The following is a 20646-nucleotide window of genomic DNA, read 5'->3' on the forward strand; positions in this document are numbered from 1 at the left end:
ACCTCGCCCGACGCCGTCCTGCGCCCCCGCTCGCTCCGAGTGAGGGGCGCAGGACTGCGCGGTCCCCGGAGCCGTCAGGCGCCGTCCTCGCCGCCGCGGCGGCGGGAGAGGTGGTACGCCGTGCCGACCGAACCCAGGATGAGCGCGGCGCCCAGGCCGATCTCCTTGAGGTCGAACCCGGCGAAGCTGCCGCCCTCGCCGGCCTGCACGCCCCGGCCCGGGTGGAGCGGCACCGGTGTGGGGGCGACCGGACGGCTGCCCGCGATGGTCAGACTCGTGGACCCGCTGACGCCGTCGCACGTGAAGGTCACCCGGTAGACCGCTCCGGGTCGGGCGTCCCAGTCGACGACGGCGATGGCCTGGCTCTTGTGCGAGGGGATGGTGATGGTGTCGAAGACCGCGGAGGTGACCGTCGCCGATCCCTTGCAGCCGCCGTGGTCCCGCTCCAGCAGCAGCGCCACCTCCCCGCCCGCGGCGATGGTCGAGGGCAGGACGCTGAACCCGAAGGGCGTGATGTTGTCGCTCTTCGCCACGGCGGCGGGTGCGGAGAGGGCGAGGGCGGTCATGCCCAGCAGTGCGGCCGAAGCGACGCGTATCGCGCGCATGGTGGTTCCTCCGGTCCCCGAGGAGCAGCTGCGGACCTTTTCCGCCTACGTCAGAAATGCACCTCGATGACCGAAACGCTAGGAACACGTGTACGTCCGCGCGATCTCTGTCGCTCCGAACGGGTCACAGCAATGGGCCGGTCAGGGGACGCCGGCGGCGTGTCGCGCGCAGAGCGCCCCCGGACCGACCCGCGGTGAGCGGCCGTCAGCCCTTGACGTCCGGGAAGAGCGTGAGGAACGGCTCCGCCGAGGCCGTGATGCCACGGCTGTAGGGGGCGTCGAAGTCCCAGATCAGGAAGAGCAGGAAGGCGATCAGCGCGGAGAACAGCCCGGCGAGGATCAGCTCGCGTGCCGTACGCCTGATCTGGAGCGCGAACACCATCCCGATGGTGATGACGGCCCCGCCCAGCAGGCCGAACCAGACCACCCCCGGCATGGTGGGCTCGACCGAGTCCGCGCGGGCGTTGCGGGCCTGGTCCACGGCGGCCACCTGGTCGACGAGCGGCTGGTAGGCCTGGGCCTGGAAGTCGGTCGTCGGCTGGTAGGAGGTGACGTCCGTGCGGATCCGGTCGAGGAGCTCGGTGCCGCGCTCGGTCGTCCGGCCGTGGTCGGCCATCTCCTTCCACTCGGTGGTGACGACGTGTCCGACATAGGCGTTGACATCGGAGCGAATGCGGTCACGGACGTCGGCCGGATAGACCTGGACCCGCTCCGAGATCTCGTGCAGGGCCTGGGCCTCCGCCTGGACGTGGTCCTGTGCGGAACTGCGGGCCTCCCACACGCCCGCGATGGCCAGACCCAGCACGATGGCGTAGACCACCCCGATCCACATCGTCATGTACTCGATGACGTCCGGGGTCTCGCTGGGATCCTCGTCCACGGGTGCCGCCTTGTGGCGGATGAGCGTGATGACGACCACCACGGCGCACGCGGCCAGCATCGCGAGGATGAGAACAAGCCATTCCGGCAAGGGATGCCTCCAGGATCGGCACTAGCGGGGCCGCAGGGCGGCCACGGCGACCACCGCGGGCGCGGTGATGAGAAGGACGTAGATCACGGGTGAGGTCGTGCTGTGCGTGGTCCGGTCGGGCGCCTTCGCGTGGTGGTAGGCCGGATAGGTCACCGGGCTCGCGGAGGGACCCGGGGCCGGCTTGGGCGGCGTCCGTGTCGGGGTCGGGGTGGGAGTCGGTGGCGGGGCGGGCGCGGGGGGCGGGACCGGCCGCGGTGCGACCGGCCGGGGGGCCGGTGCGGGAGGTGCGGGCGCGGGAGCGGGCGGCTCGGGGGCCGGGGGCGGCGGTGGGGTCGGCTTCGGCGGCTTCCGGGTCGGAGGCGGCTTCGGTGTCGGGTCGGGGGAGTGCGTCGGAGTACAAGGAGGCTCGGGGGGAGTCGGGGTCGGGGTGGGTGAGGGGGGCGGTTTCGGGGTGGGCGGAGGCTTCGGGCACGGCGGGAGCGTGGGCCAGTCGATGCTCCCGGCGACCGCCACGACCTCGGCGCCGTCGGGGCCGACGGAGGCGTAGGCGCAGGCATCCGCCTCGGCCACCCCTGCCGTCGGGCCGACGAGCGCCCACGTCAATGCCAGGAGGGCCAACACCCGTATGGCGGAGGCGGATTGGGGTGATTCGGGTCGATGCACGACGGAGATCATGAGGCCTGTCGGGCCGCCTCACGCGCGGGCGCGAAGAGATTGCTCCGAAGGAGCGAAAAAGGCCACCCGATGTTTGAATCCCGGGCGCTCGCGCGTCCGATCAGGGGTACATCTGTGCGGTCTGAGGCGGGTGTGGTCACAGCTCCCGGAAAGAAATGTGCGGGACGGTTGAACACAACCCCTGCTCCGGTGCGTACCCATGGTCGTGCGGCGGCGCAGCAGGGCGCTGCAACACCCTTTTGAATTATGGGGAGTTGACGATGAAGACCTCCTGGCGGAACGCCTCACTCGTGGCAAGCGCCGCGGCGGTGCTCGCGCTGACGACGGCGTGCGGTCAGGACAGTGGCGCCTCGTCCGTCGGCAGCCAGAACGTCGGGGCCACCGCGGCCGCGGGCGGTTACGGCGGTGTGGGCTCCGGCATCGGGACCGGCACCGAGACCAGCCCCAGCGCGAGCTCGACCTCCGCGGTCGGCCAGGGCAACCTGGGCGCCCAGTCGGCCTCGGCCGGCAAGTTGCAGGTGTCCGCGAACGCCGAGCTGGGCGATGTGCTGACCGACGGCAGCGGCCTCAGCCTCTACCGCTTCGACGAGGACACCGCCGAGCCGCCGAAGTCGAACTGCAACGGCGACTGCGCGACGGCCTGGCCGCCGGTGCCCGCGGACGACGCCTCGGCCGGTGCCGGTATCGACAAGGCCCTGCTCGGTGAGGTGACCCGGGCCGACGGCAGCAAGCAGCTGACCATCGGCGGCTGGCCGGCCTACCGCTACGCCAAGGACACCAAGGCCGGCGACCTGACCGGCCAGGGCGTGGGCGGCAAGTGGTACGCGCTGGCGCCCACCGGCAAGAAGGCGTCGGTCGCGAGCCTGCCCGGACTGTCCACGCGCAACGACCCCAACCTGGGCGAGATCGTCGTCGACAAGAACGGCATGACGGTCTACCGCTTCGCCAAGGACAAGGCCTGGCCCGAGCCGGTCTCGAACTGCAACGGCGCCTGCCTGGAGAAGTGGCCGGCCGTCGGCCCGGTCTCTTCGAACGACACCAAGGGCGTCCAGAAGAAGGGCCTCATGAGCTTCACCCGCGGTGACGGTGTGAAGCAGCAGACGGTCAACTGCTCGCCCATCTACACCTTCTCGGGCGACAAGGAGCCCGGCGACACCAACGGCCAGGGCGTCGGCGGCACTTGGTACGCCGTCCGCCCCAACGGAGAGATGGTCGGCGTCTCCGACAAGTGACGCCCCTCTCGCCAGGACCACCGGTCCGGCCCCTCCGCGCCGCACGGAGGGGCCGGACCGGTTTGCCGTCATTCCCCCCAACTCCCCGCGATTCGGCGCCCGCTCCGGAACTCTCCGGAGTGCGGCGCCTACGTGTCGTAGCGACGCCGCAGCCGTTGCGCAGCGGCACGTGCCGCAGGCAGTGACCGGGAACGGATGGTCAATTTCCGTTTCCCCTCGCTCCATTGGCGGGCGATCAGTAGCCTCAGCTCGAACACCGGATCGTCTACGCCTTGGAGAGATACATGGAGCGTCCCGCCTGGGCTCCTAGGAGCATCGACATCTCGGTGCCGAGCGTCGCGCGTATCTACGACTTCTACCTGGGCGGTTCGCACAACTTCGAGGCCGACCGGGCGGCGGCCCGCAAGGCCATGGAGCACGTCCCGGGACTGCCGAAGATCATGCAGGCGAACCGGGCGTTCATGCGGCGGGCGGTGCGCTTCGCGGTCGACCAGGGCATCACGCAGTTCCTGGACATCGGCTCCGGCATCCCCACCTTCGGCAATGTCCACGAGGTCGCCCAGAGCGCCAGCCCCGGCGCCCGCGTCGTCTACGTCGACCACGACCCGGTGGCCGTCGCGCACAGCCGGGCGGTCATCGCCGACAACCCCGACGCGGGCGTCGTCGCGGCCGACCTCCGCAAGCCTCAGGAAATCCTCGAAAGCCCCGAGGTCCAGCGGCTGATCGACCTGAACCGTCCGGTGGCACTGCTCCTCGTTGCCATACTGCACTTCGTGGAAGACGCGGACGACCCCTACGCGGCGGTGGCCGAGCTGCGCGACGCGCTCGCGCCCGGCAGCCTGCTGGTGCTGACGCACGCCGCGTTCGAGGGGATCCCGCTGTCCCAGGAGCAGGTTCAGGGCGCGATGGACGTGTACGAGGACATTCGCAACCCGCTGATCATGCGCTCGCACGACGAGATCGCACGGTTCTTCGAGGGGTACGACATGGTGGAACCCGGACTGGTGCCGATGCCGCGGTGGCGGCCGGAGTCGGAGAACTGGGACCCCGACGCCGAGGATCCGTGGGCCTTCTCGCAGTTCGGCGGCGTGGGGCGGACGGCGTGAGCGCGGAGCCGGACGGCCCGGAGGACAGACTGCGCCGGTTCGCGACGATCTGGAGCCGGGCCGTGTTCCCGGTGACCTCGACGTCCCTGACCCGGGCCGAGTTCGAGGAGCAACTGCTCCCGCTGGCCCGCCGGTTGAGCCAGGCGCTGCTGGCCAGGACCGTCGACATGGACGAGGGCCGGGCGGTGGGCGCCGCCCTCGTGGCCGCGCACTGCACCGACCCCGACGCGCTGACCCGCTCGCTGGACTGCGTCGACGCCTATCTGGTGCTGTACTGCGGCGGCGACGGCGACCGCGAGGACCTGCGCAGCCGGTCCGCCCGTCTCCAGCACGCCATGGCGGCCGGGTTCGCGCAGGCGCTGCGCGAGCGGACGCTGGCCGAGCAGGAGGCCATCGCCCAGGCCGCCCTGGAGGCGCAGGGCGTGGTGGCGCAGGCCCTGCACGCGACCGAGGCCCGGTTCCGCGCGGTGTTCGAGGGCGCGGCCATAGGGATCGGCATCGCGGACCTCGACGGCAACGTCCTCCAGGTCAACGGCGCACTGCTGCGCATGTTCGGCATCACTGACCAGACGATGCGCGGCCGCAACGTCCGGGAGTGGACCCACCCCGACGACGCACCGCAGACCTGGACGCTCTACGACGAACTCGTCCGGGGCGAGCGCGAGCACTACCACCTCGAAAAGGCCTTCTACCGCCCGGACGGAACGGTCCTGTGGACCAACCTGACGGTCTCCCTGCTGCGGGACGCCGACGGCACCCCGCAGTACCAGCTCGCCCTCATGGAGGACACCACCGAGCGCCGGCTGCTCAACCTCCGGCTGCGCTACGAGGCCACCCACGACGCCCTCACCGGACTGCCCAACCGGACGCTGTTCTTCGAGCGGCTGGAGAAGGCGCTGAGCGCCGGCGAGGGCCAGCGGTTCGGGCTGTGCTACCTCGACCTCGACGGCTTCAAGACCATCAACGACAGCCTCGGCCACGGGGCCGGCGACCGGCTGCTCGTCGAGGTCGCCGACCGGTTGCAGTCCTGCGCGACCGCACCGGGCGAGATGGTGGCCCGGCTCGGCGGCGACGAGTTCGTGGCGCTGACCACCGGCCCCGACACCGAGAGCGAGGTCGACGACCTCGCCGCGCGCATCATGAACGTCCTGCTCGCCCCCGTCCGTATCGAGGGCCGGGAACTGACCGTGCGGGGCAGCATCGGCATCGTCGAGGGCCCGGCGGGGGAGCGCGGCCCGGCGGAGGTGCTGCGCAGCGCCGACATCACGATGTACCGGGCCAAGTCGGCGGGCGGCAACCGCTTCGAGCTGGCCGACCCGGAGGCCGACGCCCGCGCCATCACCCGGCACGGACTGACCACCCAGCTGCCCGCGGCCCTGGAGCGCGGCGAGTTCTTCATCGAGTACCAGCCGCTGGTCCACCTCGGCGACGGCAGTGTGCGGGGCGCCGAGGCGCTGGTGCGCTGGCTGCACCCGCAGCACGGCGTCCTCGGCCCGGACCGGTTCATCCCGCTCGCCGAGCACACCGGGCTGATCGTGCCGCTCGGCCGCTGGGTCCTGGAGCAGTCGGTGCGCCAGGCCCGGGAATGGCGAGAACGCTACGGCGAGGACACGCCCGGCGGTCCCCTGCGCATCAACGTCAACCTGTCGCCGTGCCAGCTCACCCACCCCGGCCTGGTCCAGGACACCGTGGACATCCTGGAGCGCGCCGGCGTCGAGCCGAACGCCCTCTGCCTCGAAGTCACCGAGTCCGCCCTCATCGGCGCCGACGACGACCTGCTCAAGCCGCTGCGCCGACTCGCCGAGATGGGCGTCGACATCGCCCTGGACGACTTCGGCACCGGCTACTCGAACCTGGCGAACCTGCGCCGCCTCCCGGTCAGCGTCCTCAAGCTGGACCGCTCCTTCACCCAGAGCATGCAGCAGTTCCCCGCCGACCCCGTCGACCTCAAGATCGTCGAGGGGATCGTCTCGCTCGCCCACGGTCTGGACCTCGCGGTGACGGTCGAGGGCGTCGAAACGGGGGCCCAGGCCGAGCAGTTGCGGATACTGGGCTGCGACACGGCCCAGGGCTGGTACTACGCCCGCCCCGGCCCGCCGGAGCGGCTGCACGAGCTGGCGCTGGTGGACGCGACGGGCTGAACGCCCCGCCCCCTCAGGGCAGCGGGAGCGAGCGCAGCGAACCGTGGGTGCGGGCCATGACGACGACATGGCCCGCGTCCCCGCCCGGCACGACGAGCACCGGGTGTTCGCCGTCCCTCGTCTGCGCGTAGGCCGGGGACATGCGGGGCGCGGCGCTCCCCGTGCCCTGCGGACCGGCGTGCAGGTCGAGGGTGACCACGCGGCCCCGCGCGACGTCGTTGCCGGGGGCGAAGGTCACGAACCGGCCGCCGGCCACCGTGGCGTCCGCCTCGGTGGCGTACGTGCTCCACAGCTTGCGGTCGTTCTTCAGGTCGTACGCGAACCAGTTGCCCGCGCTCGTGTCCTCGGCGCCGGCCTCGTACAGCACCAGGACCCCGTCGTCGGAGATCACCCCGCGCACGGGCATGTCGATGGTGTTCCGCGGGGTCGGCAGCGGCTTCAGCGTCGCCGGGTCCAGGCGCCGCATGGGCGGGAAGGTGTCCCCGGCGGAGAGCGGGCTGCCGGTGCACACCAGGTAGCGGCCGCCGGTGACGAGGTGCGGGCACTCGACGCTCGTGGGGCTGGTCGCCAGGGTGGCGCCGGTGCGGGCGTCGCGGGCGGTGATCCGGGAGCCGTCGGACGTGTAGACCCGGCCCCGGAAGGCGGCCAGGGGTTCGCCGGTGCTCCAGGTGACGTTCCGGTGCCAGAGGGGCGTGCCGTCGGACGCGCGGACGGCGTCGAGGACGGCGCCGGTGCGGATGAAGGGATCCGGCGCGTGCAGGGCGTAGACGATCCCGTCCGTGGCGGCGAGGGCGACGTAGGCGCGGCCGGTGGGGAGTCGACGGGTCCACGCCTGCGTACCCGTCCGCAGGTCCGCCGCGCGGAGCACGCCCGCGACGCCGGACACGGCCCGTTCGTCGGCCGCGTCGACGAGCAGCTGGGCGGTCTTGGCGTGGGCGTCGCCGGGCACGGTCCAGGTGACACGGCCGTCGGCTCTCGAACGTCCCACGAGCGCACCGGTGTTGGTCGCGCACACCACCTGATGTGCGGTCGCGCCGCAACTGCCGTGGGCCTCGGGGCGCGTGAGGGACGCCGTCCAGGCGTGCCACGGGCCCGAGACGGACAAAGAGGTCGTGGGTGCGGAGGCACCGGACGGCGAGGAGACCGCCGGGGTCTTCGGCCCGCCGGATGCGGTGTTCCCCGCGCACCCCGCCAGCACCAGCAGGGCCGCGCCCACGACAGCCGTCCGCCGTATCATCCGCCCACCCCTGTGCGAGAAAACCCCATGCTACGACCGCTCACCGCTCCAGCAGCATCCGCTGCAACTCCCGTGCCGCCCGCGGCGGAGCCACATCGCTGCGGTGGGCCAGCGCGATCGTCCGGTGCAGGCCGGGCCGCGCGAGCGGGGTGACGCGCAACCCCCGCCCCGAGCGGGTGGCGACCATGCGCGGTACGACGGCCACGCCCAGGCCCGCCCGCACGAAACCCAGCACCGCGTCCATCTCGCCGCCCTCCACCGCGAAGTCCGGCTCGAAGCCCTCGGCACGGCACGCGGCCACGGTCAGTTCGCGCAGGTCGTAGCCGTGCCGGAACATCACCAGCGGCGCGTTCTCCAGATCGGCGACGCGCACCGTACGGCGGCCCGGACCGCCCGGCGCCGGCCCTTCCGGGGAGGAGACCACGACCAGGTCCTCGCGCAGCAGCTCCACCGTGGTCAGCGCCGGGGACGGCGTCGGCAGCGGGAGGACCACCAGGGCCAGGTCGAGCGCGCCGCGCGCGAGCAGCCGTACGAGATCGTGGGAGCCGCCCTCCTCGATCATCAGCCGGATACCGGGGTAGCGGTCGTGGAAGGCGCGCAGCACGTCCGGCAGCAGACCCGTGCACAGGCTCGGGGTGGCGCCGAGCCTGACCCGCCCGCCGCGCAGCTGCACCAGCTCCTGCACCTCGTGCCGGGCCGTGTCCGCGTCGGCCAGGATGCGGCGGGCCAGCGGCAGCAGGGCCTCGCCCGCGTCGGTGAGGCTGATGTTGCCGCGGGCCCGCAGGAAGAGGTCCGCGCCGAGTTCCCGCTCCAGCGCTCTGATCTGCTGCGACAGGGAGGGCTGGGCGACATGGACCGCCTCGGCGGCACGGGTGAAGTGGCGGGTCTCGGCGACCGCCACGAAGTACTGGAGCTGCTGGAACTGCACCCCCGTACGATAGCCGTTCGCTATGGAATCAAGCCGGACCATGTCTTGGACCGATCGGGGTTCCCGCCTCTAGCGTCTTGAGTCATGGCTCTGGCAACGCGGACGGACCGACGGCCGTCCATGGCACGCACCGTGTGGGACAGCTCCGTCGGCAAGAAGACCGTGATGGCCGTCAGCGGACTGATCATGCTGCTGTACCTGGTCGTCCACATGATCGGCAACCTGAAGATCTTCTTCGGCGCGGGCGAGTTCAACCACTACGCGCACTGGCTGCGCACGGTCGGCGAGCCGTTCATGCACTACGAGTGGACGCTCTGGCTGATCCGGATCGTGCTGGTCGTCGCCGTGGTCGCGCACGCCACGTCCGCCTACCAGCTCAGCCGCCGGGACATCCGGGCGCGGCCCAGCAAGTACGTCCACAAGAAGGCGCGGGCGAGCTACGCGACCCGCACCATGCGCTGGGGCGGGATCATCCTCGGCCTGTTCATCGTGTGGCACATCCTCGACCTGACGACCGGCACCGTGCACTCCGGCGGCTTCCAGGAGGGCCACCCGTACCAGAACGTCGTGGACACCTTCTCCACCTGGTACGGCAACGTCATCTACATCGTCGCGATGCTCGCCCTCGGCCTGCACGTCCGGCACGGCTTCTGGAGTGCCGCCCAGACCCTCGGCGCCGGCAGCCGCACCCGCGACCGCGCCCTCAAGACCGTCGCGAACGTCCTCGCACTGCTGCTCACGGCCGGCTTCATCGCCGTACCCGTGGGTGTCATGACCGGAGTGGTGAGCTGAACATGACGTACACCGACTACGTGACCGGCGAACCCGTCGTCGACACCAAGGCCCCGCAAGGCCCCGTCAACGAGCGCTGGGACAAGCGCCGTTTCGAGGCCAAGCTGGTCAACCCCGCCAACCGGCGCAAGCACACCGTCATCGTCGTCGGGACGGGCCTCGCGGGCGGCTCCGCCGGGGCCACGCTCGCCGAACAGGGCTACCACGTCGTCCAGTTCTGCTACCAGGACTCCCCGCGCCGCGCCCATTCCATCGCCGCCCAGGGCGGCATCAACGCGGCCAAGAACTACCGCAACGACGGCGACTCCATCCACCGGCTCTTCTACGACACCGTCAAGGGCGGCGACTTCCGGGCCCGCGAGTCCAACGTGCACCGGCTGGCGCAGATCTCCGTCGAGATCATCGACCAGTGCGTGGCGCAGGGAGTCCCCTTCGCGCGGGAGTACGGCGGTCTGCTCGACACCCGGTCCTTCGGCGGGGTGCAGGTCTCGCGGACCTTCTACGCCCGCGGCCAGACGGGTCAGCAACTGCTGCTGGGCGCGTACCAGGCGCTGTCGCGGCAGATCGCCGCCGGGAACATCGAGATGCACCCGCGCACCGAGATGCTCGACCTGATCGTCGTCGACGGACGGGCGCGGGGCATCGTGGCGCGCGATCTCGTCACCGGCCGGATCAGCACGTACTTCGCGGACGCCGTCGTCCTGGCCTCCGGCGGCTACGGCAACGTCTTCTACCTGTCGACGAACGCCATGAACTCCAACGCGACGGCGATCTGGCGGGCCCATCGCCGAGGCGCCCACTTCGCCAACCCCTGCTTCACCCAGATCCACCCCACCTGCATCCCGCGCACCGGCGACCACCAGTCCAAGCTGACGCTGATGAGCGAGTCGCTGCGCAACGACGGCCGGATCTGGGTGCCGAAGGCCAAGGGCGACGACCGGCCGCCGAACCGGATCCCCGAGGACGAGCGCGACTACTACCTGGAGCGCATCTACCCGTCCTTCGGCAACCTCGTCCCGCGTGACATCGCCTCCCGTGCCGCGAAGAACGTCTGCGACGAGGGGCGCGGGGTCGGTCCCGGCGGACAGGGCGTCTACCTGGACTTCGCCGACGCGATCCAGCGGATGGGGCGCAAGGCCGTCGAGGCCAAGTACGGCAACCTCTTCGACATGTACCAGCGGATCACCGACGAGGATCCCTACGAGGTGCCGATGCGGATCTATCCCGCCGTGCACTACACGATGGGCGGCCTGTGGGTCGACTACGACCTCCAGACCACGATCCCCGGCCTGTTCGCGATCGGTGAGGCCAACTTCTCGGACCACGGCGCGAACCGGCTCGGCGCCTCCGCGCTGATGCAGGGCCTGGCGGACGGTTACTTCGTCCTCCCGGCGACCATCAACGACTACCTGGCCCGCAACCCGCACCAGGACGCGGTCACCGACGAACACCCGGCCGTGCAGGAGGTGTTGGCGGAGACCGAGGACCGGCTCCACCTGCTCCTCGCCGTCGACGGGGACCGCACCCCGGACTCCTTCCACCGTGAAGTCGGTGAACTCATGTGGGAGTTCTGCGGGATGGCCCGCAGCGACTCCGGACTGCGCAAGGCCCTGGAGCGCATCCCGCAGATCCGGGAGGAGTTCTGGCGGCGCATCCAGGTGCCGGGCACCGGCGAGGAGTTCAACCAGTCGCTGGAGAAGGCCAACCGGATCGTCGACTACCTGGAGCTCGCCGAGCTGATGTGCCTCGACGCGCTGCACCGCGCCGAGTCCTGCGGCGGCCACTTCCGCGAGGAGTCCCAGACGCCCGACGGTGAAGCCGCCCGCAAGGACGACGAGTTCGCCTACGCGGCCGCCTGGGAGTTCACCGGCACCGGCGAACCGCCCGTCCTGCACAAGGAAGACCTGGTCTTCGAGTACGTCCACCCCACCCAGCGGAGCTACGCATGAAGCTCACCCTGCGCGTCTGGCGGCAGAAGAACGCCGACGCCGACGGAGCGATGTCCACGTACGAGGTGGACGGCATCTCGTCCGACATGTCCTTCCTGGAGATGCTGGACACCCTCAACGAAGAGCTCATCCTGCGCGGTGAGGACCCCGTCGCCTTCGACCACGACTGCCGCGAGGGCATCTGCGGCGCGTGCTCGCTCGTCATCAACGGCGACGCGCACGGGCCCGAGCGGACCACCACCTGTCAGCTGCACATGCGGTCCTTCTCCGACGGCGACACGATCGACATCGAGCCGTGGCGGGCCGCCGCCTTCCCGGTGATCAAGGACCTGGTCGTGGACCGGTCCGCCTTCGACCGGATCATCCAGGCCGGCGGGTACATCACCGCGCCCACCGGGGCGGCCCCCGAGGCCCACGCCACGCCCGTCCCCAAGCCGGACGCCGACTTCGCCTTCGAGCACGCCGAGTGCATCGGCTGCGGAGCGTGCGTGGCGGCCTGCCCCAACGGCGCGGCGATGCTGTTCACGTCGGCCAAGGTCAACCACCTGAACGTGCTGCCGCAGGGAGCGCCCGAGCGGGAGACCCGGGTCCTGGACATGGTGGCGCAGATGGACGACGAGGGCTTCGGCGGCTGCACCCTGGCGGGGGAGTGCGCGACCGCATGCCCGAAGGGGATCCCGTTGGTCTCCATCACGAGCATGAACAAGGAGTGGCTGCGGGCCACGCGGAAGGCCGCCAAGCGCTGACCACAGACGTTCGCCGTTCGGTGCGGACGGGCGGGGCCGGGAGTGGTGCTCCCCGGCCCCGTCTCGCTCTTTCGGCCTCTGTACAGTGCGTCCATGATTTTCGGACGCAGGGGGCGGGAGCGGTTCCTGGAGGCCGTCACAGGTCTCGAGGCCGCTGTGCGGGAACGCGACGGAAAAGCGGCGCAGCACGCGATCCAGCAGATGTACGGGGGCTTCGACGAGGCGGCGGACCACGAACTCCTCGCGGCGGGACCGCGGTTGGCCGCGCTGCTGCCGGAGATGCCGGACGGGCCGCGCGCGATGACGGCCGTGGCGGTCGGCGCCTGCGTCGAGCGCGGGGCGGACGCCACGCAGTGCGCCGGTTACGTCTTCGACGGCCTTGCCGGTGCGCTGGGCGCCGCCGGGGAGTTCTGCGAGCGCTGGGAGGCGACCGGCGGCGGAGACCTGCCCGACCACGACTCCGGCGACCCCGAGCCGGAGGTCCTCGAACGCGTCGGCCAGGCCGCGACCGCGGGCTGGTGGCTGCTGCCCCGCTGGGAGATGGCCACCGTCGCGATGCTCAACCGCCCCGAGGTCCGCACCGGGCTCGGCTCCGGCCTGCGCACCCGGCTGCTGGAAGCCCTGCGTGCCGTCCAGGAGCTGTCCGGCCACGACTTCAAGTGCCTGCACTACGCCCTGCTCGTCCTGGACGACGAACCCCTCGTCGCCCTGCACCGCCCCACCGGCACCGGTTATGCGCTGCGGATGACGGGCATAGGCGACAACTTCCAGCTGCACACCCTGCTCGCCGACGCCCTGGTGGGCGGCGGTCACGTCCCCGGCCACGCGCCCTCCGCCCCGGAGACCGCCGTATGCCGGGACGCGCCCGGACAGGTGCCGACCACCGGCTCCTTCAACCTCGTCACCCCGGACGGCGACTGGGTGTGGAACGAGGGCACGCCGTCGGACATCCCGGTCGTCGACGGCGTACGTCTGCTCGTCCTGGACCCGCCTCCGTACCAGCGCGGCTGGCCCGCCGGTCGGTTCTTCCCCGGCATGACCGGAGCACTCGTCCTGGAGCGGGTGCTGGACCAGAACGAGACGCGCGGGTGGCTGGAACGCTGCGCTCCGGCGAAATGACGGCCACCTTCTGAGGGTTCGGGACGGGCGTGACAGCCCGGCCCGAGCCGTTCAACAACCGCACATCGGCTCTCCCCGCACCGGTCACGCGCATGTCAGTCGGCATCGGAAGAACAGGGGCGGCAGATCGCGCTCCCCACGGTCTGCGCCCGCTCCGCCGAACCGGCCCGCGACCAGGAGAGAGCCATGACCGGCGTTACGACCCTCGACCGTCCCCCGCAGTCCCCGGCACCCACCCGCTACACCGTCACCCTGGCCCGCGACGAGGACGACGTACGGGCCGCGCAGCGGCTGCGGCACGACGTGTTCGCCGGGGAGATGGGGGCCCTCCTCACCACCCCGCAGCCGGGCCTCGACATCGACGGCTTCGACGCCTACTGCGACCACCTGCTGGTGCGCGACACGCTCACCGGCCAGGTCGTCGGCACCTACCGGCTGCTGCCCCCGGAGCGGGCCGCGGTCGCCGGACGCCTGTACTCCGAGGGCGAGTTCGACCTGTCGCGGCTCGACGGGATCCGCCCCGGGCTCGTCGAGGTCGGCCGATCCTGCGTGCACCCCGACCACCGCGACGGCGCGGTGATCGGCCTCATCTGGGCCGGGATCGCCCGCTACATGGTGGACCGCGGCCACGACTGGCTGGCGGGCTGCTGCTCGATCCCGCTCGCCGACGGCGGCGCGCTCGCGGCCGGCACCTGGGAGCGGGTGCGCGCGAAGTACCTGGCTCCCGAGGAGTTCCGGGTACGGCCGCTGCTGCCCTGGGAGCCCGCGGAGGGCACCCCCGCCGCCCACACCGAACTGCCCCCGCTGCTGCGCGGCTACCTCCGCCTCGGCGCCTGGGTGTGCGGCCAGCCCGCCCACGACCCGGACTTCGGGGTCGCCGACATGTACGTGCTGCTGTCGATGCGCCGGGTCAACGCCCGCTACCTGCGGCACTTCCTCTCGCTCGTCCCGGCCTGATGAGCGTCTGGCTGCCGAGCGCGCCCTGCACCCCCGGGGCCTGCATCGAGCGGACGAGGTCCGTCGCGGCCGTACCCCTGGCGGTTCTCCGGCTCGTCGCCGTCGTCGTGGTCCTGCTCGCCGGGATCTCCCTGATGCCCGTCGGCCGGTGGATCCCGGCCGGCGCGGTCAGGTGGTGGTGCCGGACGACGGTACGGGCCGCGGGGATCCGGCTCCGGATGTCCGGCACCGCCGTGCCCACCGGCGGACTCCTCCTGGTCGCCAACCACATCTCCTGGCTGGACATCCCGCTGCTCGCCGCCGTCCGCCCGGCCCGGATGCTCGCCAAGTCCGAGATCCGGGGCTGGCCGGTGGCGGGCGGGCTGACGGCGGGCAGCGGCGCGCTGTTCATCGACCGGGACCGGCTGCGCGCCCTCCCGGACACGGTCGCCCGTATCGCCGACGCCCTGCGCGCGGGCAGCGCGGTCGCCGTCTTCCCGGAGGGCAGCACGTGGTGCGGCCGCGCCCAGGGCCACTTCCGCAGGGCGGTCTTCCAGGCGGCCCTCGACGCGGACGTCCCGGTGCAGCCGGTGCGTCTGCGGTACCGGGTGGGCGGGGGAGGGGCCAGCACGGCCCCCGCCTTCATCGGCGACGACTCCCTGCTGACGTCGGTGTGGCGGGTGGTGTCGGCGCGTGGTCTGGTGGCCGAGGTGGAGGTCCCGGAGCCGGTCCCGGCCGGGAGCCACGCGGATCGCAGGACGCTGGCCGTGACCGCGCAGGCACGTGTGTGGGGCGAGGACACCGTGGAGGCCTGCCCGGCTGCGGACGCCTGGTCGGCCGGGGACGCCTGCCCGGCCGCGAACCCTGTCCCGTCGCCGACCCCCGCCCGTTTGCGGACGCCCGCCTGGTCCGGGAGGCTTGCCCGGTTGCGGGTGCGCACCTGACCGATGGCATGTTGCCTGTCTGCGGCCACTTGGCGCGTTGCGGGAGGTTTGCCCGACTGCGAACCCCGTCCCGTCGCCGACCCGCTGCGTTCGGCCGTCCCCTGGTCGGCCGTGGTGCGAGCGCGAGGAACGGCTTCCGACCGCTCTCCCCCCCGCCCGTTCGCGGAGGCCCACCTGGTCCGGGAGGCTTGCCCGGTTGCGGGTGCCCACCTGACCGACGGCATCTTGCCTGTCCGCCGCCACCCGGTCCGCTGCGGGAGGCCTGCCCGACCGCCGGCCCCACCCGACCGCCGGCCCCCACCGACCGCCGGCCCCACCCGGCGGCCAACCCCCGCCCCGACCAAGGTCCCCGAGATGCTGTACGTCCCCAATAGCCGAGCGGCCCCCGGCTGCTCGCCCCTCAGCCGCCCGGTGTCAGCGCCCGTGTCAGATAGGGCGCCGTAGCGCTCCCCGCGACGCCCGCCACGTCTCGAGGCACCCCCGCCGCCACGATCCGTCCGCCCGCGTCCCCGCCGCCCGGGCCGAGGTCGATCACCCAGTCCGCGCCCGCCACCACCGACATGTCGTGCTCGACGACGATGACGGTGTGGCCGGCGTCGACGAGGCCGTGGAGTTGGCGCATGAGGACCTCGACGTCGGCGGGGTGGAGGCCGGTGGTGGGTTCGTCGAGGAGGTAGACCGTGTGCGCGCGGTGCACCCGCTGGAGTTCGCTCGCGAGCTTGATGCGCTGGGCCTCGCCGCCGGAGAGCTCGGTGGCGGGCTGCCCGAGGTGCAGGTAGCCGAGGCCGACGTTGAGGAGGGTGGCGAGGCTGCGGGCCACGGTCGGGGAGTCGGCGAAGAAGTCCGCCGCCGACTCCACCGTGAGGTCGAGCACCTGGGCGATGTTCCGTCCCCGGTACGTCACTTCGAGCGTCTCGGGGTTGTAGCGGGCCCCGCCGCAGTCCGGGCAGGGCGCGTAGGTGCTCGGCAGGAAGAGCAGCTCCACGCTCACGAACCCCTCGCCCTGGCAGGTCTCGCAGCGCCCGCCCGCCACGTTGAAGGAGAACCGGCCCACGCCGTACCCGCGTTCACGTGCTCCGTCGGTGCCGGCGAACACCTTGCGCACGACGTCGAACAGGCCCGTGTAGGTCGCCAGGTTGGAGCGCGGGGTCCGGCCGATCGGCTTCTGGTCGACGGAGACCAGCCGGCCCACCCCCTCCAACTCCTCCGTGATCTCGCCGACGAGTGTGGACTTGCCCGATCCCGACACCCCGGTGACCGCCGTGAACACACCGAGCGGGAACTCGGCCGTGACACCCCGCAGGTTGTGCCGGGTGACCGGACCGACCTTCAACTGCCCACGAGGTGACCGCACTTGGCGGGCTGGGGCGGGGGAGCGGTCGAACAGGAACCGTGCCGTGGCCGACTCCTCGACCGCCGCAAGCTCCGCCGGCGGCCCGCTGTGCAGCACCCGCCCGCCGTGCTCGCCGGCCAGCGGCCCGACGTCCACCAGCCAGTCCGCGCCGCGCATCACGTCCAGGTGGTGCTCCACCACGAACACCGAGTTGCCGGCCGCCTTCAGCCGCGCGAGCACGGTGAGCAGCGCTTCCGTGTCCGCGGGGTGCAGTCCGGCGGAGGGTTCGTCGAGGACGTACACGACGCCGAACAGCCCGGACCTCAACTGGGTGGCCAGCCGCAGCCGTTGGAGCTCACCGGCGGACAGGGTGGGGGTCGCGCGGTCCAGGCTGAGGTAGCCGAGGCCGAGCTCGATCACCGGGGCGATCCGGGAGATGAGGTCCTGGGTGAGGAAGCGCGCGGTCTCGGACCGTGCGTCGAGCATCGAGGCCAGCTCCACCAGCGGCACCGCCGCCAGCTCGGCGATCGTACGGCCGTTGAACGTCACCGCCATCGCCTCCGGGCGCAGCCGGCTGCCACCGCACACCGGACAGGGCGCGGAGACCAGGAACCGCTCCGCCTTCGCCCTGAGTGTCTGGCTCTTGGAGTCCGCGAAGGTCTTCAGGACATAGCGGCGGGCGCTCATGTACGTGCCCTGGTAGGGGCGTTGGATCCGGTCAGCGTCCCGCACCGGGTGCACGGTGACCACCGGCTGCTCGTCGGTGAACAGGATCCACTCCCGCTCCTCGGCGGGCAGCTCCCGCCAGGGCCGGTCCACGTCGTACCCCAGCGCGTCGAGGATGTCCCGCAGGTTCTTGCCCTGCCAGGCGCCGGGCCACGCGGCGATGGCGCCCTCCCGGATCGACAGCGACGGATCGGGCACCAGCGACTGCTCGGTCGTACGGTGGACCCGGCCGAGCCCGTGACACTCCGGGCAGGCGCCGACGGCCGTGTTGGGGGAGAAGGAGTCCGAGTCGAGCCGTTCGGCGCCCGGCGGATAGGTACCGGCCCGGGAGAACAGCATCCGCAGGGAGTTCGACAGATTGGTGACGGTGCCGACGGACGACCGTGACGTAGGCGCGGCACGCCGCTGCTGGAGCGAGACCGCGGGCGGCAGCCCGGTGATCTCCCCGACCTTCGGCGCCCCCACCTGGTGGATCAGCCGCCGCGCGTACGGCGCCACCGACTCGAAGTACCTGCGCTGAGCCTCCGCGTAGATCGTCCCGAACGCCAGCGACGACTTCCCCGACCCGGACACCCCCGTGAACACGGCGAGCACATCCCGCGGGATGTCGACATCCACCCCCTGAAGATTGTGCTCACGGGCACCACGGACGCGGACGTACGGATCGTGGGGGTCGGACATGAGGGGAGCTCCGTACGGATATGTGGGACGGGAGGAAAGGGCCGGGGGGACAAACTCCGTGATCCTATGCGAACGGGTGGCCGGTCCCCGGGCTCCCTCGTCCGGGTTTTCGGCCGCGCCGCGCATCGGCTGGTTCTGGCCGTGCGTTGCCCGGGATCCACCGGCATCCTGTGGATCCGATACTGGGGAGCGTCGCAGAGGGTCGACCTGTATGTCAGGCGCTCTCTCGGGGGAGGACGTCGGTGGGGGCATCCACACAGGAGCGGCGAGAACGCTACTTTCAGGCCATCTCAGTTCATCCGACAGCAACATCGGCCACCAAATCCGTCACGCCCAAGTCGCAATCAGTCAAGCGAGAGAAAAAGTCGCACACTCCGCACACGGAAGTGACGAAACGGCTGTGCGCGGCGGCGCATGCCCGTCCCGATCGACTGGAGTCGATGAGCAGGGCGTCGCGACACCTGGCGACTCATGGCTGGGGCATCGCCTCGGTGCGTGCACTCCTGGCCGACAACGGACGGCGGAACGGTGTGAGCTGCCCTCCCCTGGGTGAGCCGCTCGCCAGGTGGGCGATAGGCAAGATAGTCATGTCGCGCTTACGGGTGGTGCCGTCGTACGGATTCGACCTCGCGCCTGTCCTCGCGCACTGTGTCGCGGCCCGCAGACAGTGGCGCCTGCGGCGGACGGCACTCGCGGCGGTCCTGGGCTGGATCGCGTACCACTTCCCACTGGGGGTCGCGGTCTGGGCCATCGCGGCCGTCCTCTCACTCGTGGTGGCCCGTCCGACCCGTCGCCCGCCCTGGCGTTCGCGACAGTGGCTGTGGAGGCTCAGCCGGACCTGGGCGGGGGCGCTTCTGCTTCTCCTGCTCCCCGTGCTGGTGATGACCCTTCGTCCGGAGAGCCGGGCGGGCCGGGAGACCCTGGTGGCCTTCGAGTACGCCGCGGTGGCCTACCTCGGAGTGCGCGTCGTGGACCGTCTCGTCGCCCACCTCTACGCACTGGCCTGTGACCGGGACGGCCGCCGTCCGTGGACGGGACCACGGCTGCGCACCCGGATCGCCGTGATCGAACGAGCCCAGGCGGGCAATGCGCTCCCCTACGAACTCCATGCGGGCTACTGGCGTTTCATCGGTGCCGGCAATTCGCTCTGGCGGCGCCACACGATCAGTACCAAGCTTCAGGGTGAGAAGGACGACGAGGACGAGACGGTCCGCAAGGACTTCGTTCCGTTCGACGCCGACGAACTGCTCGCGGCGGTGTGCGAGGACCTCGACGATCTACGGATCGCCGAACCACCCTTCCGGCCACTCGAGTGCGATGTCCGGTACGTGCGGGGCGGCCCCTCCCGGCGGTGGGCTCGCCTGCCCAGGGTTCCCGAAGGCGACGAGGGCGCCGAGGACGCCCTGTGGGGGCGGGCACCGGACGAACGGGGCTCCGGGATCGTCGTCCGCCGCTACCTCTCCGGGCAGGTCAGCACCTGGTCGGGACAATTGGTCATCACCCTGCTCGCATCCGCGGTGATCGAGGGGCAGGAACTGCATTTCGTGGTGCGCCCCCACGTCCTGCCACCGCTGCACGACGACATCGACGAGGCAGTGGACCCCGAAGCGCTGCGCAGTTTCCGCAGGTTCGCGCAGATACCCGTGCAGGCACTGGGGGACCTTCTCGCTCTGGGCCAAGCGTGGTGGCGGCTTCTGCGGTGGTGTGCGGGCGAGAGCGAGCAGACGGTGGACGAGCAACTCGCGGAGGTCCCGAAGCGACCACTGCCGACAAGCCTGCGCGAGCGTTACTCGCCCATCTACACCGGCGACATGCACACGGCCGAGGACGCGGTCCGGCACGTGACGATCGTCCAGTCGTCCATGTTCTCCACCGTCGAGGACTTCCTCGAGTTCAAGGGTGTCGACGTCACGGACTTCAAGCGCCAGGCCCAGAAGATCATGACGATCATCCACGCCGGCGACAACAACATCATCCAGGCGGTGACGGCGGGGCGGGATGCGCAGGCCACCCAGCAAACGGAGTCGGACGACGGGCACGAACAGCAGCCGCGTCGCACCGGTGACCGGGACGACAGCGCCAAGTCGAGCAGCACGACGACGGAGAAAGGGGACGAGGAATGACGCGAACTCCGCGAGAAGGCCGCGGTTGGCGGAGCGGAAGGGGGCGCCAGAGCGTGTCGGCCACCTTGAACCAGGGCAACGACGGTATCGGCCAGGCAGTGGCCGCGGGGAGGGACGCCACCGCCAACCAGAACGTGCAGCGCAACAATCCCGCGGTGGCCGACGTCCGTGCCGCCCTCCGGGATTTCCGGGACGCCCTGTACCGACTCGACGCCGGCGAGAACCGGGACGCCGGACTGCGCGCGGCGGACCGTATCGAGCGGGCCCTCGGCAACCCTGCGGACCAACGGGACACCATCGAGGGCGCGGCCGACACGATCGGCGTCATGGGGCGTACGGTGACGGTGCTTGCCGGAGCGGCCGTCGCGGTCCAGGAGGCCGTACGGGCACTGTTCTGATGTTC

At 71.5% G+C, this 20646-nt stretch carries 17 protein-coding genes; 11 read left to right on the forward strand and 6 right to left on the reverse strand.

Going from position 1 to position 20646, the window contains the following annotated elements:
• Positions 1-74 precede the first annotated feature (74 nt).
• The 3 genes from AC2XR2_RS38945 to AC2XR2_RS38955 all read right to left on the reverse strand — a co-directional run bounded on the left by AC2XR2_RS38945 (position 75) and on the right by AC2XR2_RS38955 (position 1728).
• Positions 75-605, reverse strand: coding sequence for a hypothetical protein (locus tag AC2XR2_RS38945; RefSeq protein ID WP_381297203.1), 531 nt, complete (start codon positions 603-605; stop codon positions 75-77).
• A 205-nt stretch (positions 606-810) separates the two neighbouring features.
• Positions 811-1575 carry a bestrophin-like domain gene (locus AC2XR2_RS38950; protein WP_381297201.1) on the reverse strand — a complete coding sequence of 255 codons (765 nt, stop codon included), beginning with the start codon at positions 1573-1575 and terminating at the stop codon, positions 811-813.
• Positions 1576-1596: 21 nt separating this feature from the next.
• Positions 1597-1728, reverse strand: coding sequence for a hypothetical protein (locus tag AC2XR2_RS38955; protein WP_020135198.1), 132 nt, complete (start codon positions 1726-1728; stop codon positions 1597-1599).
• 782 nt (positions 1729-2510) lie between these two features.
• Between AC2XR2_RS38955 and AC2XR2_RS38960 the strand changes: the two genes are divergently transcribed.
• The 3 genes from AC2XR2_RS38960 (at position 2511) to AC2XR2_RS38970 (ending at position 6729) form a co-directional block, all read left to right on the forward strand.
• Complete coding sequence (locus tag AC2XR2_RS38960; protein WP_381297200.1) at positions 2511-3482, forward strand: SCO0930 family lipoprotein; 972 nt, start codon at positions 2511-2513, stop codon at positions 3480-3482.
• A 284-nt stretch (positions 3483-3766) separates the two neighbouring features.
• The gene (locus AC2XR2_RS38965; protein WP_330262950.1) at positions 3767-4588 is read left to right on the forward strand and encodes an SAM-dependent methyltransferase; all 822 of its coding nucleotides are present in this window, start codon (positions 3767-3769) and stop codon (positions 4586-4588) included.
• Positions 4585-6729 (forward strand): putative bifunctional diguanylate cyclase/phosphodiesterase, encoded by a 2145-nt coding sequence (locus tag AC2XR2_RS38970; protein ID WP_381297198.1) that lies wholly within the window; start codon positions 4585-4587, stop codon positions 6727-6729. Before AC2XR2_RS38965 ends, AC2XR2_RS38970 begins: the two co-directional genes overlap by 4 nt.
• Positions 6730-6742: 13 nt before the next feature.
• On the opposite strand, the gene AC2XR2_RS38975 is transcribed toward AC2XR2_RS38970, so the two are convergent.
• Positions 6743-7966: an outer membrane protein assembly factor BamB family protein gene (locus AC2XR2_RS38975; RefSeq protein WP_491517666.1), complete on the reverse strand. Its 1224-nt coding sequence runs from the start codon at positions 7964-7966 to the stop codon at positions 6743-6745.
• A gap of 40 nt (positions 7967-8006) precedes the next feature.
• Positions 8007-8894: a LysR family transcriptional regulator gene (locus AC2XR2_RS38980; protein ID WP_491517667.1), complete on the reverse strand. Its 888-nt coding sequence runs from the start codon at positions 8892-8894 to the stop codon at positions 8007-8009.
• Between the two features lie 120 nt (positions 8895-9014).
• On the opposite strand from AC2XR2_RS38980, the gene AC2XR2_RS38985 reads away from it, so the two are divergent.
• The 6 genes from AC2XR2_RS38985 (at position 9015) to AC2XR2_RS39010 (ending at position 15380) form a co-directional block, all read left to right on the forward strand.
• Entirely contained in the window at positions 9015-9686 is a 672-nt protein-coding gene (locus tag AC2XR2_RS38985; RefSeq protein ID WP_356456655.1) for a succinate dehydrogenase, read from the forward strand.
• Positions 9687-9688: 2 nt separating this feature from the next.
• Positions 9689-11635, forward strand: a complete 1947-nt coding sequence (locus AC2XR2_RS38990; RefSeq protein ID WP_491517668.1) for a fumarate reductase/succinate dehydrogenase flavoprotein subunit — start codon at positions 9689-9691, stop codon at positions 11633-11635.
• The gene (locus tag AC2XR2_RS38995) at positions 11632-12381 is read left to right on the forward strand and encodes a succinate dehydrogenase/fumarate reductase iron-sulfur subunit (RefSeq protein WP_391194539.1); all 750 of its coding nucleotides are present in this window, start codon (positions 11632-11634) and stop codon (positions 12379-12381) included. Before AC2XR2_RS38990 ends, AC2XR2_RS38995 begins: the two co-directional genes overlap by 4 nt.
• 93 nt (positions 12382-12474) lie before the next feature.
• Positions 12475-13500: a hypothetical protein gene (locus AC2XR2_RS39000; RefSeq protein WP_491517669.1), complete on the forward strand. Its 1026-nt coding sequence runs from the start codon at positions 12475-12477 to the stop codon at positions 13498-13500.
• A gap of 186 nt (positions 13501-13686) precedes the next feature.
• A complete protein-coding gene (locus AC2XR2_RS39005) occupies positions 13687-14457 on the forward strand; it encodes a GNAT family N-acetyltransferase (RefSeq protein WP_491517670.1) in 771 nt (256 codons plus the stop codon).
• Positions 14457-15380: a lysophospholipid acyltransferase family protein gene (locus AC2XR2_RS39010; protein ID WP_491517671.1), complete on the forward strand. Its 924-nt coding sequence runs from the start codon at positions 14457-14459 to the stop codon at positions 15378-15380. Before AC2XR2_RS39005 ends, AC2XR2_RS39010 begins: the two co-directional genes overlap by 1 nt.
• A gap of 400 nt (positions 15381-15780) precedes the next feature.
• On the opposite strand, the gene AC2XR2_RS39015 is transcribed toward AC2XR2_RS39010, so the two are convergent.
• On the reverse strand, positions 15781-18120 hold the full coding sequence (locus AC2XR2_RS39015) for an ATP-binding cassette domain-containing protein (RefSeq protein ID WP_491517672.1): 2340 nt from the start codon (positions 18118-18120) through the stop codon (positions 15781-15783).
• A 587-nt stretch (positions 18121-18707) separates the two neighbouring features.
• Here AC2XR2_RS39015 and AC2XR2_RS39020 point away from each other — a divergent pair.
• The gene (locus AC2XR2_RS39020) at positions 18708-20243 is read left to right on the forward strand and encodes an AbeC-like domain-containing protein (protein WP_491517673.1); all 1536 of its coding nucleotides are present in this window, start codon (positions 18708-18710) and stop codon (positions 20241-20243) included.
• A gap of 53 nt (positions 20244-20296) precedes the next feature.
• Positions 20297-20641, forward strand: a complete 345-nt coding sequence (locus tag AC2XR2_RS39025; RefSeq protein ID WP_491517674.1) for a hypothetical protein — start codon at positions 20297-20299, stop codon at positions 20639-20641.
• Positions 20642-20646 lie beyond the last annotated feature (5 nt).

It is taken from the genome of Streptomyces sp. LS-MS-L19 (assembly GCF_058382285.1).

Excerpts from the sequence above, each read along its gene's own strand:
- AC2XR2_RS38965 (WP_330262950.1), top strand. The coding sequence starts at position 3,767 with ATGGAGCGTCCCGCCTGGGCTCCTAGGAGCATCGACATCTCGGTGCCG.
- AC2XR2_RS39015 (WP_491517672.1), bottom strand. The coding sequence starts at position 18,120 with ATGTCCGACCCCCACGATCCGTACGTCCGCGTCCGTGGTGCCCGTGAG.
- AC2XR2_RS39020 (WP_491517673.1), top strand. The coding sequence starts at position 18,708 with ATGTCGCGCTTACGGGTGGTGCCGTCGTACGGATTCGACCTCGCGCCT.
- AC2XR2_RS38995 (WP_391194539.1), top strand. The coding sequence starts at position 11,632 with ATGAAGCTCACCCTGCGCGTCTGGCGGCAGAAGAACGCCGACGCCGAC.
- AC2XR2_RS38985 (WP_356456655.1), top strand. The coding sequence starts at position 9,015 with ATGGCACGCACCGTGTGGGACAGCTCCGTCGGCAAGAAGACCGTGATG.
- AC2XR2_RS38975 (WP_491517666.1), bottom strand. The coding sequence starts at position 7,966 with ATGATACGGCGGACGGCTGTCGTGGGCGCGGCCCTGCTGGTGCTGGCG.
- AC2XR2_RS39010 (WP_491517671.1), top strand. The coding sequence starts at position 14,457 with ATGAGCGTCTGGCTGCCGAGCGCGCCCTGCACCCCCGGGGCCTGCATC.
- AC2XR2_RS38990 (WP_491517668.1), top strand. The coding sequence starts at position 9,689 with ATGACGTACACCGACTACGTGACCGGCGAACCCGTCGTCGACACCAAG.
- AC2XR2_RS38945 (WP_381297203.1), bottom strand. The coding sequence starts at position 605 with ATGCGCGCGATACGCGTCGCTTCGGCCGCACTGCTGGGCATGACCGCC.
- AC2XR2_RS39000 (WP_491517669.1), top strand. The coding sequence starts at position 12,475 with ATGATTTTCGGACGCAGGGGGCGGGAGCGGTTCCTGGAGGCCGTCACA.
- AC2XR2_RS38960 (WP_381297200.1), top strand. The coding sequence starts at position 2,511 with ATGAAGACCTCCTGGCGGAACGCCTCACTCGTGGCAAGCGCCGCGGCG.
- AC2XR2_RS39005 (WP_491517670.1), top strand. The coding sequence starts at position 13,687 with ATGACCGGCGTTACGACCCTCGACCGTCCCCCGCAGTCCCCGGCACCC.